Annotated in this window: 13 protein-coding genes; all 13 read left to right on the top strand. The window is 56.7% G+C overall.

Annotated features, from left to right (window positions below):
• The first annotated feature begins 3 nt into the window (after positions 1-3).
• Positions 4-537: a F0F1 ATP synthase subunit delta gene (atpH, locus tag ACR6A7_RS16760; protein WP_434126209.1), complete on the top strand. Its 534-nt coding sequence runs from the start codon at positions 4-6 to the stop codon at positions 535-537.
• Between the two features lie 14 nt (positions 538-551).
• A complete protein-coding gene (atpA, locus tag ACR6A7_RS16755; protein ID WP_120457695.1) occupies positions 552-2,093 on the top strand; it encodes a F0F1 ATP synthase subunit alpha in 1,542 nt (513 codons plus the stop codon).
• A 52-nt stretch (positions 2,094-2,145) separates the two neighbouring features.
• Complete coding sequence (gene atpG, locus ACR6A7_RS16750) at positions 2,146-3,012, top strand: F0F1 ATP synthase subunit gamma (protein ID WP_033755402.1); 867 nt, start codon at positions 2,146-2,148, stop codon at positions 3,010-3,012.
• Between the two features lie 29 nt (positions 3,013-3,041).
• Positions 3,042-4,439, top strand: coding sequence for a F0F1 ATP synthase subunit beta (gene atpD / locus ACR6A7_RS16745; protein ID WP_434126207.1), 1,398 nt, complete (start codon positions 3,042-3,044; stop codon positions 4,437-4,439).
• 24 nt (positions 4,440-4,463) lie between these two features.
• Positions 4,464-4,883, top strand: coding sequence for a F0F1 ATP synthase subunit epsilon (locus tag ACR6A7_RS16740; protein WP_033755408.1), 420 nt, complete (start codon positions 4,464-4,466; stop codon positions 4,881-4,883).
• Between the two features lie 158 nt (positions 4,884-5,041).
• Complete coding sequence (gene glmU / locus ACR6A7_RS16735) at positions 5,042-6,412, top strand: bifunctional UDP-N-acetylglucosamine diphosphorylase/glucosamine-1-phosphate N-acetyltransferase GlmU (protein WP_434126205.1); 1,371 nt, start codon at positions 5,042-5,044, stop codon at positions 6,410-6,412.
• A gap of 148 nt (positions 6,413-6,560) precedes the next feature.
• On the top strand, positions 6,561-8,390 hold the full coding sequence (glmS, locus tag ACR6A7_RS16730) for a glutamine--fructose-6-phosphate transaminase (isomerizing) (protein ID WP_434126203.1): 1,830 nt from the start codon (positions 6,561-6,563) through the stop codon (positions 8,388-8,390).
• 986 nt (positions 8,391-9,376) lie between these two features.
• Positions 9,377-10,189, top strand: a complete 813-nt coding sequence (locus ACR6A7_RS16725) for a cytochrome c-type biogenesis protein (protein ID WP_434126201.1) — start codon at positions 9,377-9,379, stop codon at positions 10,187-10,189.
• Between the two features lie 216 nt (positions 10,190-10,405).
• Positions 10,406-11,449: a phosphate ABC transporter substrate-binding protein PstS gene (pstS, locus tag ACR6A7_RS16720; RefSeq protein ID WP_434126199.1), complete on the top strand. Its 1,044-nt coding sequence runs from the start codon at positions 10,406-10,408 to the stop codon at positions 11,447-11,449.
• An 88-nt stretch (positions 11,450-11,537) separates the two neighbouring features.
• Complete coding sequence (pstC, locus tag ACR6A7_RS16715; RefSeq protein WP_434126197.1) at positions 11,538-12,500, top strand: phosphate ABC transporter permease PstC; 963 nt, start codon at positions 11,538-11,540, stop codon at positions 12,498-12,500.
• Positions 12,497-13,387: a phosphate ABC transporter permease PstA gene (gene pstA / locus ACR6A7_RS16710; protein ID WP_434126195.1), complete on the top strand. Its 891-nt coding sequence runs from the start codon at positions 12,497-12,499 to the stop codon at positions 13,385-13,387. Before pstC ends, pstA begins: the two co-directional genes overlap by 4 nt.
• Positions 13,388-13,431: 44 nt before the next feature.
• A complete protein-coding gene (gene pstB / locus ACR6A7_RS16705; RefSeq protein ID WP_120457711.1) occupies positions 13,432-14,205 on the top strand; it encodes a phosphate ABC transporter ATP-binding protein PstB in 774 nt (257 codons plus the stop codon).
• A 15-nt stretch (positions 14,206-14,220) separates the two neighbouring features.
• The gene (phoU, locus tag ACR6A7_RS16700) at positions 14,221-14,955 is read left to right on the top strand and encodes a phosphate signaling complex protein PhoU (RefSeq protein WP_033755423.1); all 735 of its coding nucleotides are present in this window, start codon (positions 14,221-14,223) and stop codon (positions 14,953-14,955) included.
• Positions 14,956-14,997 lie beyond the last annotated feature (42 nt).

Below are 14,997 nucleotides of genomic sequence, written 5' to 3'. Positions count from 1 at the left end.
CTGATGTCTGAACTGATTACTGTAGCTCGCCCCTACGCCAAAGCAGCTTTTGACTTTGCTGTTGAGCATCAAAGCATCGAGCGCTGGCAAAACATGCTGGCGTTTGCCGCGACCGTAGCACGCAATGAGCAAATGGCCGATCTTCTCTCTGGCGCGCTGGCGCCGGAAGCGTTATCGGCTTCTTTCATTGCCGTCTGCGGCGATCAATTAGATGAACACGGCCAGAACCTGATTAAGGTGATGGCAGAGAACGGACGTTTGACCGCGCTTCCAGCTGTACTCGAGCAGTTCATTCACCTGCGTGACGCCTATGAGGCGACTGCGGAAGTGGATGTGATTTCTGCCGTTACGCTGAGTGACAGCCAGCTGACTAACATCAGCGCCGCGATGGAAAAACGTCTGTCACGCAAAGTTAAGCTGAATTGCAAAATTGATAAGTCTGTCATGGCAGGCGTGATCATCCGTGCGGGTGATCTGGTGATTGATGGCAGCGTGCGCGGCCGTCTCGAGCGTCTGGCAGACGCCTTGCAGTCTTAAGGGGACTGGAGCATATGCAACTGAATTCCACCGAAATCAGCGAACTGATCAAGCAGCGCATTGCTCAGTTCAATGTCGTGAGCGAAGCTCACAACGAAGGTACAATCGTTTCTGTAAGCGACGGTATCATCCGCGTACACGGCCTGGCCGATGTTATGCAGGGTGAGATGATCGCCCTGCCGGGCAACCGTTATGCTATCGCCCTGAACCTTGAGCGCGACTCAGTCGGCGCCGTGGTCATGGGCCCGTACGCTGACCTCGCCGAAGGCATGAAGGTTAAGTGTACCGGTCGTATTCTGGAAGTGCCGGTCGGTCGTGGCCTGCTGGGCCGCGTGGTGAACACCCTGGGTGCGCCAATCGACGGCAAAGGCGCGATCGACAACGACGGCTTCTCGCCGGTTGAAGTGATCGCACCGGGCGTTATCGACCGTCAGTCAGTCGACGAGCCGGTTCAGACCGGTTACAAATCTGTCGATGCGATGATTCCAATCGGTCGTGGCCAGCGTGAGCTGATCATCGGCGACCGTCAGACCGGTAAAACCGCACTGGCGATCGACGCGATCATCAACCAGCGCGACTCCGGCATCAAATGCGTGTACGTCGCGATCGGTCAGAAAGCTTCTACCATCGCTAACGTGGTGCGCAAGCTGGAAGAGCACGGCGCACTGTCGAACACCATCGTGGTGGTTGCGTCCGCGTCTGAATCCGCTGCACTGCAGTACCTGGCGCCCTACTCCGGCTGCGCCATGGGCGAATACTTCCGCGACCGCGGCGAAGATGCCCTGATCGTATACGATGACCTGTCCAAGCAGGCTGTCGCTTACCGTCAGATTTCTCTGCTGCTGCGCCGTCCGCCGGGCCGTGAAGCGTTCCCGGGCGACGTGTTCTATCTCCACTCTCGTCTGCTGGAGCGCGCGTCACGCGTCAGCGCTGACTACGTTGAGCGTTTCACCAACGGCGAAGTTAAAGGTAAAACCGGTTCACTGACCGCGCTGCCGATCATCGAAACTCAGGCGGGCGACGTTTCCGCGTTCGTTCCGACCAACGTAATCTCGATTACCGATGGTCAGATCTTCCTGGAATCGAACCTGTTCAACTCCGGTATTCGTCCGGCGGTTAACCCAGGTATCTCCGTATCGCGTGTTGGTGGTGCTGCTCAGACCAAGATCATCAAGAAACTGTCCGGCGGCATCCGTACCGCACTGGCACAGTATCGTGAGCTGGCGGCGTTCTCGCAGTTCGCTTCCGATCTGGATGACGCGACCCGCAAACAGCTGAGCCACGGTCAGAAAGTGACCGAGCTGCTGAAACAGAAACAGTATGCGCCGATGTCCGTTGCGCAGCAGGGTCTGGTGCTGTTTGCTGCCGAGCGCGGCTACCTGAACGACGTTGAACTGGCGAAAATCCTTAGCTTCGAAGCTGCCCTGCTGGCGTTCGCAGACCGCGACCACGCCGAGCTGATGCAGGAAATCAACCAAACTGGTAACTACAACAACGATATCGAAGCGAAGCTGAAAGGCCTGCTCGACACGTTTAAAGCAACCCAGTCCTGGTAATGTCTGGCGGCCTGTCTGAAAAGGCAGGCCGCAAGGCTTTGAGGAGAAGCTAATGGCCGGCGCAAAAGAGATACGTAACAAGATTGGAAGCGTGAAAAACACGCAGAAGATCACCAAAGCGATGGAAATGGTCGCCGCCTCCAAAATGCGTAAAACGCAGGAACGCATGGCGGCCAGCCGTCCGTATGCAGATACCATGCGCAAAGTGATTGGTCACCTTGCGTTAGGAAATCTGGAATACAAGCACCCTTACCTGGAAGAGCGCGACGTTAAGCGCGTCGGCTACCTGGTCGTTTCGACTGACCGCGGGCTTTGTGGTGGTTTGAACATTAACCTGTTCAAAAAATTGCTGGCAGATATGAAGGCCTGGTCCGATAAAGGCGTGCAGAGCGATCTGTCGATCATCGGTTCCAAAGGTCTGGCGTTCTTCGGCTCCGTAGGCGGCAACATCGTGGCTCAGGTCACCGGCATGGGCGATAAACCTGCCCTGTCCGATCTGATCGGCCCGGTAAAAGTGATGCTGCAGGCTTACGACGAAGGTCGCATCGACAAGCTGTATGTCGTCAGCAACAAGTTCAATAACACCATGTCTCAGACTCCGACCATTACCCAACTGCTGCCGTTACCGCCAGCGGAAGGTGAAGAAGAGATGAAGGCGAAGACCTGGGATTACCTGTACGAGCCCGATCCGAAAGCGCTGCTGGATACCCTGCTGCGTCGTTATGTCGAATCGCAGGTTTATCAGGGTGTGGTGGAAAACCTGGCCAGCGAACAGGCCGCGCGTATGGTGGCGATGAAAGCCGCAACCGACAACGGCGGAAATCTGATCAAAGAGCTGCAGTTGGTATACAACAAAGCTCGTCAGGCCAGCATCACCCAGGAACTCACCGAGATCGTCTCGGGAGCCTCCGCGGTTTAACCAGGTAAGAATTAGGTAGAGGATTCAAGATGGCAGCTGGAAAGATTGTCCAGATTATCGGCGCCGTAGTTGACGTCGAATTCCCTCAGGACGCGGTACCGCAAGTGTACAACGCCCTTGAGGTTAAGAATGGTGATGCTCGTCTGGTGCTGGAAGTTCAGCAGCAGCTGGGCGGCGGCGTGGTTCGTACCATCGCCATGGGTTCTTCTGACGGCCTGAAGCGCGGTCTGGAAGTTGCTGACCTGAAAAAACCGATCCAGGTTCCGGTGGGCAAAGCCACCCTCGGCCGTATCATGAACGTGCTGGGCGAGCCGATCGACATGAAAGGCGACATCAAAGAAGAAGACGGCAGTGCAGTAGAGATCTCCTCTATTCACCGCGCGGCGCCTTCTTATGAAGACCAGTCCAACTCGCAGGAACTGCTGGAAACCGGCATCAAGGTTATCGACCTGATGTGTCCGTTCGCCAAGGGCGGTAAAGTCGGCCTGTTCGGCGGCGCGGGCGTAGGTAAAACCGTAAACATGATGGAGCTGATCCGTAACATCGCGGCTGAGCACTCAGGTTACTCGGTATTTGCCGGCGTGGGCGAGCGTACTCGTGAGGGTAACGACTTCTACCACGAAATGACCGACTCCAACGTAATCGACAAAGTTGCGCTGGTGTATGGCCAGATGAACGAGCCGCCGGGTAACCGTCTGCGCGTGGCACTGACCGGTCTGACCATGGCGGAAAAATTCCGTGACGAAGGCCGCGATGTTCTGCTGTTCATCGACAACATCTATCGTTACACCCTGGCCGGTACGGAAGTTTCCGCACTGCTGGGTCGTATGCCGTCAGCGGTAGGCTACCAGCCGACCCTGGCTGAAGAGATGGGCGTGCTGCAGGAGCGTATTACCTCCACCAAGACCGGTTCAATCACCTCCGTACAGGCCGTTTACGTCCCTGCGGATGACTTGACTGACCCGTCTCCGGCGACCACCTTCGCCCACCTGGACTCAACCGTTACGCTGAGCCGTCAGATCGCCTCTCTGGGTATCTACCCGGCCGTTGACCCGCTGGATTCCACCAGCCGTCAGCTGGATCCGCTGGTGGTTGGCCAGGAGCACTACGACGTTGCGCGCGGCGTGCAGTCTCTGCTGCAGCGTTACCAGGAACTGAAAGACATCATCGCCATCCTCGGTATGGACGAGCTGTCTGAAGACGACAAACTGCTGGTGGCACGCGCGCGTAAGATTCAGCGCTTCCTGTCTCAGCCGTTCTTCGTTGCTGAAGTCTTCACCGGTGCGCCAGGTAAATACGTTACGCTGAAAGACACTATCCGTGGCTTTAAAGGCATTATGGACGGCGAGTTCGACCATCTGCCGGAGCAGGCTTTCTACATGGTCGGCGCTATCGAAGAAGCCGTGGAAAAAGCGAAGAAACTGTAATAACGGTTTCCCGGGAGGACAGATATGGCTATGACTTATCACCTGGACGTCGTCAGCGCAGAGAAACAGCTGTTCTCTGGCCTGGTGCAGAAAATTCAGGTGTCAGGTAGCGAAGGCGAGCTGGGTATTTTCCCTGGTCACGCGCCGCTGCTGACTGCCATCAAGCCTGGAATGATCCGTATCGTGAAGCAGCACGGCGAAGAGGAGTTTATCTACCTCTCTGGCGGCGTGCTGGAAGTGCAGCCGGGCAGCACCACCGTTCTGGCCGATACCGCAATTCGCGGTACCGACCTGGACGAGGCGCGTGCGCTGGAAGCGAAACGCAAAGCAGAAGAGCATATGAACAGCAGCCACGGCGACGTGGACTACGCTCAGGCTTCTGCGGAGCTGGCGAAAGCCATTGCTAAACTGCGCGTGATCGAGCTGACCAAAAAAGCGATGTAATCAGGCTTTATGCGTCACGAAATGCCAGCCCTTTGGGCTGGCATTTTTTTTGCCCGCACTTCAACCTGCGCGCGCCTAATTTCGACCTGAGAAAAATGTAGTAATCTCAGGGGTAAACCGTTTAACTTTCGCATGTCAAAAACTCTGTCAGGATGGTTATGTCTAACAGCGCAATGAGCGTGGTGATCCTTGCTGCCGGCAAGGGAACCCGTATGTATTCCGATCTGCCCAAAGTTCTGCATACCCTTGCAGGCAAACCCATGGTACAGCACGTGATCGACGCCGCCACTGGCCTCGGTGCGCGCCATATTCATCTGGTCTACGGCCACGGCGGTGACCGGCTGAAGGCGACGCTGAGCGAGCCCTCACTCAACTGGGTGCTGCAGGCGGAACAGCTCGGTACCGGCCACGCCATGCAGCAGGCTGCTCCCGCATTCGCTGACGACGAAGATATTCTGATGCTCTACGGCGACGTGCCGCTGATCTCTCAAGAGACGCTGCAGCGTCTGCGCGACGCCAAACCTGAAGGCGGCATCGGCCTGCTGACGGTGGTGCTGGATAATCCCAGCGGCTACGGGCGCATCGTGCGCGAAAACAGCGCTATCGTCGGCATTGTCGAGCAGAAAGACGCCACGCCCGAGCAGCTGAAGATCACCGAAATCAATACCGGCATCCTGATCGCCAACGGTGGCGATCTGAAGCGCTGGCTGGCGCAGCTCACCAATAACAACGCGCAGGGCGAATACTACATCACCGACATCATTGCGCTGGCGCATCAGGAAGGGCAACAGATTAACGCGGTGCACCCGGGGCGCGTCAGCGAGACCGACGGCGTTAACAACCGCCTGCAGCTGGCGACGCTGGAGCGGGTTTATCAGAGCGAACAGGCGGAAAAACTGCTGCTGGCGGGCGTGATGCTGCGCGATCCGGCGCGGTTTGATCTGCGTGGCGTTTTGCGCCACGGTCGTGACGTCGAGATTGACATTAATGTCATTATCGAAGGTGAGGTCAGCCTTGGCGACCGCGTGAAAATCGGCGCGGGCTGCATCATTAAAAACAGCGTCATTGGCGATGACTGCGAAATCAGCCCCTGGTCAGTGATCGAGGATGCACGCCTCGCCGCCGACTGCACCGTTGGGCCTTTCGCCCGTCTGCGTCCAGGCAGCGAACTGGCGCAGGCCGCCCACGTCGGGAACTTCGTCGAAATGAAGAAGGCGACGCTGGGCAAAGGTTCGAAGGCGGGACATCTGAGCTATCTCGGCGACGCGGAGATTGGCGCCAACGTCAACATCGGCGCAGGCACCATCACCTGCAATTACGATGGCGCGAACAAGTCTAAAACCCTTATCGGCGATAACGTCTTTGTCGGCTCCGATACGCAGCTGGTGGCGCCGGTCAGCGTGGCGGCGGGCGCGACTATCGCGGCGGGCACCACGGTAATGAAAGACGTTACCGAAGCGGCGCTGGTTTACAACCGCAAAGAGCAGAACAGCAAAGCGGACTGGCAGCGTCCGGCGAAGAAAAAGTAATTTTTAGCGGCCAGCCGCGTGCTGGCCGCCGCAGTAACACAATAATAATCCCCACTCTCTACAAGGCTCGGGGAGCCCGGCAAAGCCGGTTATCAGGTCGTATGACAACGAAAGATGGTCGAAAGCCATCAGGTCAGGAATAACATTTATGTGTGGAATTGTAGGTGCAGTAGCGCAGCGCGATATCGCAGAGATTCTGCTGGAAGGCCTGCGTCGCCTCGAGTATCGCGGTTATGATTCGGCCGGTCTGGCCGTGGTTGATCGTCAGGGCCATGTGACGCGACTGCGTCGCGTCGGCAAAGTGCAGATGCTGGCGGAGGCTGCTGAGCAGCAGCCGCTGATCGGCGGCACCGGCATTGCGCATACGCGCTGGGCAACGCACGGCGAACCGTCGGAGGCCAACGCGCATCCGCATGTCTCCGGGCAGATCGTCGTGGTGCATAACGGCATTATCGAAAACCATGAACCACTGCGTGAAGCGCTGATCGCTCGCGGTTATCGCTTCGTATCTGAAACCGACACCGAAGTGGTGGCGCATCTGGTGCACTGGGAGCAGAAACAGGGCGGCACGCTGCGCGAGGTGGTGCTGCGCGTCATTCCTCAGCTGCGCGGCGCCTATGGCATGGTGATCATGGACAGCCGCGATCCGTCGCTGCTGGTGGCCGCACGTTCGGGCAGTCCACTGGTGATTGGTCGCGGCGTCGGCGAGAACTTCATCGCTTCCGATCAGCTGGCGCTGCTGCCGGTGACGCGCCGCTTCATCTATCTGGAAGAGGGCGACATCGCTGAGATTAGCCGTCGCGACGTCACTATCGTCGATCGTGCGGGCAACGCGGTGCAGCGCGCTGAGATTGAATCGAGCGTGCAGTATGACGCGGGTGATAAAGGTCTGTATCGCCACTATATGCAGAAAGAGATTTACGAACAGCCGATGGCGATTAAAAACACCTTAACCGGTCGTTTCAGCCATGGCGAAGTCGATCTCAGCGAGCTGGGGCCGCACGCCGAAGCGCTGCTGAGCCAGGTCGAGCATATTCAGATCATCGCTTGCGGTACCTCGTACAACTCCGGTATGGTGGCGCGCTACTGGTTCGAGTCGCTGGCAAACATTCCCTGCGACGTCGAGATCGCCTCTGAATTCCGCTACCGCAAATCTGCCGTGCGCAAAAACAGCCTGCTGATCACCCTGTCGCAGTCTGGCGAAACCGCCGATACGCTGGCGGCGCTGCGCCTGACCAAAGAGCTGGGCTACCTCGGTTCGCTGGCGATCTGTAACGTCGCGGGCTCCTCGCTGGTGCGCGAGTCAGATCTGGCGCTGATGACCAAAGCGGGCACCGAAATCGGCGTTGCCTCGACCAAGGCTTTTACCACGCAGCTGACCGTGCTGCTGATGCTGGTGGCGAAAGTAGGCCGCCTGCGCGGTATGTCGGCAGACACCGAGCATGAAATCGTGCACGGCCTGCAGGCGCTGCCAAGCCGCATCGAGCAGATGCTGGCGCAGGACAAGCGTATTGAACTGCTGGCGGAAGATTTCTCTGACAAGCATCATGCGCTGTTCCTCGGCCGCGGCGATCAGTATCCGATCGCGATGGAAGGGGCGCTCAAGCTGAAAGAGATCTCCTATATTCACGCGGAAGCCTATGCCGCTGGCGAGCTGAAGCACGGTCCGCTGGCGCTGATCGATGCCGATATGCCGGTGATCGTGGTGGCGCCGAACAACGAACTGCTGGAAAAGCTGAAGTCCAATATTGAAGAGGTGCGCGCGCGCGGCGGCTTGCTGTACGTGTTTGCCGATCAGGACGCCGGCTTCAGCGACAGCGACGGCATGAAGATTATCTCCCTGCCGCACGTGGAGGAGGTGATCGCGCCCATTTTCTACACCGTGCCGCTGCAGCTGCTCTCTTATCACGTCGCGCTGATTAAAGGCACCGACGTGGATCAGCCGCGTAACCTGGCGAAGTCAGTGACGGTAGAGTAAAGCGTGTCGTTATATTAAATGAATACCAGGCCCGGCGAGTTAGCCGGGTTTTTTATTATTTACTAATTATGCATGTAAATATGGTGTAGTGATAAACCCTTTCCCTGAATGGCGACGTTCTACTCGCTAGTCGACTATCGCTCATTTTATTTTTGATGTGATTTTTTGTGGCGTTAATGAGTTTTATACTGCTGGGATTATGTTTGAAAAGGTTATTTTTTATCATGGTTTATATCTATGCTGACGCGCGCAAAAGCCAGCATGACCGGATCGGCTGATGCAAAAGGAACAACAAATTATCATCACGGTAAATGCCTCACCATTAGAAGAAGTGAAGCAGAATCTGCGTTTTGGGCGCTGAGATATTCCTCTGCATAATCCGTTTTCACAGCAAGGAATTTTGTTATAAACATAGATAGTGTTGCCTGGAGCATCGGTTATACCGTGCTTAAGAGCAGGAAGCTAACCCCTGCACAGATGTGCAGGAAGTAAGGTGATGATTATTCTTTTCGCGTTCAATATCCTGACGAAACGAGCGGCTAGAACGTTTAGATATTACTCTTTCCTGGCGGGGCCTTCGTATTATATTAATGATTATGCCAGCCTGTATGTGCCTGCGGGGCTGCTAATACAAGAGTAAAAGAGCGGGTTATCTACACGTCACGATATGCTTAAAGTATTGGCGATAATAAAAGGTGTTTTGCCTGTGGCACAGGGGCAATTATCAACCCGACAGCCTCTCTGTTCGTATCCGCCGGATACGAAAACACACGTGTAAAATATAATGAAAACGTGGCAATAAACGGCTTTAACATTGGGGTTGGTTACCGCTTCTGATTTTGTTTAAAATAATGCCCTCCCGGTCATCTGGCCGGGATTTTTTATATGCCGAAAGCCCGCCAACTCAGGGCAAACCTGCGTGCTCGTTTTAGCACCTCAAACCATCACGATTCTCTGGCAGTACTAAAAACACAAGGATAAGCACTATGAACTGGACGCATGTACTTCTGGCTGGCTATGCGGGCGCCGTTATTACAGCGGTAGTTGCGCTGATACGCAAAAAGGGCTGGGTTGGGCGAGTCGGTGCTGTCGTGCTGACCCTAACGGCAATTGTGGTCTGGAACGTACTGGATGCGCATTACCTTAAAAATCAGGCTAACCAGAATGTGGAACAGCAGCTGGATGCTGCCATAGCAACCATGCCAACCTGGCAAGTATTGAAAGAGCAGGAGCCCGAGAAGTTCGAGCAAATGCGTGCCCAGTCTGCGGCCATGATCAAAGCAGGTAAAAGCGAGCAGCAGGTTATTGACTATATTCAGCCGCAAATTCTGGCCATCCAGAAAAGTCGTCTGGCACTGGCACCGGATGATCGGGTTGTGGCGGTTATGCAGGTTAATGTTGCTCAGATTGAGGCCGTCCAGCGGGTCAGTGATGATGCCTGCTACCGGTTCCTTTTTCCTGACGTTAAGGGCGGGATTAACCCCACGAAAATCATTCCTGAAAGTATAACCAGACAGCGGATGAGTGCTGATGTCGCGATGATGCGTGCTGCCTGGGGCCCCAACCGACACAGCGTAACCCGCGAAGAGCAACAACAGGCGCAGCAGAGTGCGCGAAAAGTCATACAAATGATGGTGCCGAAATATGGCCAGGATCTGGAAATACTAGGCGATCCGCGCAAAGGGACAGGCAAAGAAAAGATCGCCTGCAATCTGTATAAGGATTTATGGCGCAACGTGCTGGCATTACCGCAAAGCGAATCCGCAGGGGTGATTCGTATGGCGATGGCAGCAGAATAGCGGTCAGTTTTCCGCACAAATGACGGGCACGGAGGAGAACGCGTGTTAAACTGCCCGTCATGCTTTTTCACTCCCTTTTCCCCCTGCGTTCTGTCATAAATCTGTCACATTTTCTACATTTCACTGTCATCAAACTGTCCTATTTTCCCTCCTGCAGCAATCACTGACTCCAATTACAACGGCCTCAAGCCTGAGATTAACTCCCCTGGAGGGAACATGACACTGATGCGTAGCACCGTAGCCCGAATCCTTACCGCCACTCTCGCCGTAAGCGCGGTTTCTGCCTTTGCAGCCACCGATCTGACGGGCGCGGGCGGGACTTTCCCGGCGCCGGTTTATGCCAAGTGGGCAGCAGAATATCAGCAAGCCACCGGTAGCAAAATCAACTACCAGGGCATTGGTTCATCCGGCGGCGTGAAGCAGATCATCGCAAAAACCGTGGATTTTGGCGCATCAGATGCGCCGATGAAAGATGAAGACCTGCAGAAAAACGGCCTGTTTCAGTTCCCGACCGTCATTGGCGGCGTCGTACTGGCCGTCAATATCCCGGGTGTGAAGTCAGGCGAACTGACCCTCGACGGCAAAACCGTTGGCGACATCTATCTGGGCAAAATTAAAAAGTGGAACGACGCGGCCATCACCAGGCTGAACCCTGGCGTGAAACTGCCCGATACCAACATCAACGTGGTGCGCCGCGCAGATGGTTCTGGCACCTCATTCGTCTTCACCAGCTACCTGGCGAAGGTCAACGAAGAGTGGAACAGCAAAATCGGTAAAGGCAACACCGTTAACTGGCCAGCTGGCCTGGGTGGCAAAGGCAACGACGGCGTCGCGGCGTTCGTACAGCGTCTGCCGGGTTCAATCGGCTATGTCGAATACGCCTATGCCAGGCAGAACAACCTGACCTACACCAAACTGGTCGATGCGGACGGCAAGCCGGTCGCACCCAGCGAAACCAGCTTCTCTAACGCGGCGAAAGGCGCAGACTGGAGCAAATCCTTTGCTCAGGACCTGACCTTCCAGAAAGGCAACGACGCCTGGCCGATCACCTCAACCACCTTCATTCTGATCTACAAAGATCAGGCTAACGCCGAGAAGGGCAGTGAAGTGCTGAAGTTCTTCGACTGGGCGTACAAAAATGGCGACAAAACCGCAACCAGCCTGGATTACGCCACCCTGCCGGACAGCGTAACTCAGCAGATCCGCGACGCCTGGAAAGCCAATATCAAAGACAGTTCTGGCAAAGCGCTTTACCAGTAAGCGAACAACTCCGGTCGGACGCGCGTCCGGCCAGATCGAGAAGGGCGGCCCTGCGCCGCCCTGACAACCTCTGAAGAATGAGACTTCTATGGCTGCAACGAAGCCGGCATTCAAAGCCCCCGGTAAGCAAGGTGACATGATTTTCGGCGCGCTGGTTAAACTGGCTGCGCTGATTGTCCTGTTGCTGTTGGGCGGCATTATCGTCTCCCTGATTTTCTCCTCCTGGCCAAGCATCCAGAAATTTGGCTTTTCCTTTCTGTGGAACAAAACCTGGGATGCGCCGAACGAAGAATTTGGCGCGCTGGTGCCTATCTACGGCACCCTCGTGACCTCGCTGATTGCGCTGATTATCGCCGTGCCGGTGAGCTTCGGCATCGCGCTGTTTCTGACAGAGCTCTCGCCGGGCTGGCTGCGCCGTCCGCTCGGCACCGCCATTGAGCTGCTGGCGGCAATCCCCAGCATCGTTTACGGCATGTGGGGCCTGTTTATCTTCGCGCCGCTGTTTGCCGAATATTTCCAGACGCCGGTCGGCGAAATCATGTCGAATATCCCCTTTGTCGGCGCGCTCTTTTCTGGCCCGGCCTTCGGCATCGGCATCCTGGCGGCGGGCGTCATTCTGGCGATCATGATCATTCCTTACATTGCCTCAGTGATGCGCGACGTGTTCGAGCAGACGCCGGTAATGATGAAAGAGTCTGCCTACGGCATCGGCTGCACCACCTGGGAAGTGATCTGGCGCATCGTGCTGCCGTTCACCAAAAACGGCGTGATTGGCGGCGTGATGCTCGGCCTGGGGCGCGCACTGGGCGAAACCATGGCGGTGACTTTTATCATCGGCAACACCTACCAGCTCGACAGCGCCTCGCTGTTTATGCCGGGCAACAGCATCACCTCTGCGCTGGCAAATGAGTTCGCCGAAGCTGAGTCGGGCGTGCATGTCGCCGCGCTGATGGAGCTGGGGCTGATCCTGTTTGTTATCACCTTTATCGTGCTGGCCATTTCCAAGCTGATGATCCTGCGCCTGGCGAAAAGTGAAGGAGCGCGCTCATGACGACGATTGAACTGCAGGCTCGCGCCGAACTGGACGCGTCGCGTCGCAAAATGCAGGCCTGGCGCAGCACCAAGAATAAGATCGCCCTGACGCTGTCGCTGCTGACCATGGCCTTTGGCCTGTTCTGGCTGATATGGATCCTCTTCACCACCGTCACGCGCGGCGTCGACGGGCTGAGCTGGTCGCTGTTCACCGAATCGACGCCGCCGCCGAATACCGCTGGCGGCGGTCTGGCCAACGCCCTGGCGGGCAGCGGTCTGCTGATTTTGTGGTCGACGGTGATCGGCACGCCGCTGGGCATCCTGGCGGGCGTCTATCTGGCGGAATATGGCCGCAAGTCGGCACTGGCGGAAGTCATCCGCTTTATCAACGATATTCTGCTCTCGGCGCCGTCGATCGTGGTGGGCCTGTTCGTATACACCATCGTGGTGGCGCAGATGCATCACTTCTCCGGCTGGGCGGGCGTGATCGCGCTGGCGCTGCTGCAGATCCCCATCGTTATCCGCACCACTGAAAATATGCTGCGGCTGGTACCAGACAGCATGCGCGAAGCGGCCTACGCGCTCGGCACGCCCAAATGGAAGATGATCTCCGCGATTACGCTGAAGGCGTCGGTATCGGGCATCCTGACCGGCGTGCTGCTGGCGATCGCCCGTATCGCGGGGGAAACGGCGCCGCTGCTGTTTACCGCCCTGTCGAACCAGTTCTGGTCCACCGACATGATGCAGCCGCTGGCGAACCTGCCGGTCACCATCTTTAAGTTCGCGATGAGCCCCTTTGCCGAGTGGCAGAGCCTGGCCTGGGCGGGCGTGCTGATTATCACGCTCTGCGTGCTGCTGCTGAATATTCTGGCGCGCGTAATTTTCACCAAGAGCAAACACGGTTAACCTTCGGCGCTGCCTGGCGCGGCGCCGTTTAAGAGAGACGAGCAATGAGTATCGCGACTTCCAACAGCGGTAAAATTCAGGTGCGTAACCTGAACTTCTACTACGGCAAATTTCACGCGCTGAAGAACATCAACCTGGATATCGCGAAAAACCAGGTCACCGCGTTTATCGGTCCGTCAGGCTGCGGCAAATCAACCCTGCTGCGCACCTTCAACAAAATGTACTCGCTCTATCCGGAGCAGCGCGCCGAAGGCGACATTTTGCTGGATGGCGACAACATCCTGGCCTCCAGCCAGGATATCGCTCTGCTGCGCGCGCGCGTCGGCATGGTGTTCCAGAAACCGACGCCGTTTCCGATGTCGATCTACGACAATATCGCCTTTGGCGTGCGTCTGTTCGAAAAGCTGTCGCGTGCCGATATGGACGAGCGCGTGCAGTGGGCGCTGAGCAAAGCGGCGCTGTGGAATGAAACCAAAGACAAGCTGCATCAGAGCGGATACAGTCTTTCGGGCGGCCAGCAGCAGCGTCTGTGCATCGCGCGCGGTATCGCGATTCGCCCGGAAGTGCTGCTGCTGGACGAGCCCTGTTCGGCGCTGGACCCCATCTCCACCGGCCGTATCGAAGAGCTGATCACCGAACTGAAGCAGGACTATACCGTGGTCATCGTGACGCATAATATGCAGCAGGCGGCGCGCTGTTCCGACCATACCGCCTTTATGTATCTGGGCGAGCTAATTGAGTTCAGCGATACTGACAGGCTGTTCACCAAGCCGGCGCAGAAACAGACCGAAGATTACATTACCGGCCGCTACGGCTGATTTCAGGAGATAAACATGGATAACCTCAATCTGAACAAGCATATCTCCGGTCAGTTCAATGCGGAGCTGGAGCACATTCGCACCCAGGTGATGATTATGGGCGGCATGGTAGAGCAGCAGCTCACCGACGCCATCACCGCGATGCACAATCTTGACGGCGAGCTGGCGCAGCGCGTGATCGACGGCGACCAGAAGGTCAACATGATGGAAGTGGAGATTGATGAGGCCTGCGTGCGCATCATCGCCAAACGCCAGCCCACCGCCAGCGACCTGCGCCTGGTGATGGCGATCATCAAAACCATCTCCGAGCTGGAGCGCATCGGCGACGTGGCGGAAAAAATCAGCCGCACCGCGCTGGAGAAATTCGGTCAGCAGCATATGCCGCTGCTGGTCAGCCTGGAGTCGCTGGGCCGTCATACCGTGGAGATGCTGCACGACGTGCTGGACGCCTTCGCGCGCATGGATCTTACCGAAGCGATTCAGATCTACCGCGAAGACAAGAAGGTCGACAAAGAGTACGAGGGCATCGTGCGTCAGCTGATGACCTACATGATGGAAGATCCGCGTACTATTCCGAGCGTGCTGACCGCGCTGTTCTGCGCCCGCGCCATTGAGCGTATCGGCGACCGCTGTCAGAACATCTGCGAAATCATTTTCTACTTCGTAAAAGGTCAGGATTTCCGCCACGTCGGCGGCGATAAGCTGGATGAGCTGCTCTCCGGCGACGACGGCTCCAACAAACCCTCCTGATGATCCTCTGCCGTGCGCTGGCTGGCGCACGGCGAGCCGCTT

The organism is Pantoea phyllosphaerae (assembly GCF_051025595.1).
In the GTDB taxonomy this organism is placed as follows: Bacteria; Pseudomonadota; Gammaproteobacteria; order Enterobacterales; family Enterobacteriaceae; genus Pantoea.
Note: the sequence above shows the minus strand (reverse complement) of the source record. Positions and strands in the feature narration are given on the sequence as shown.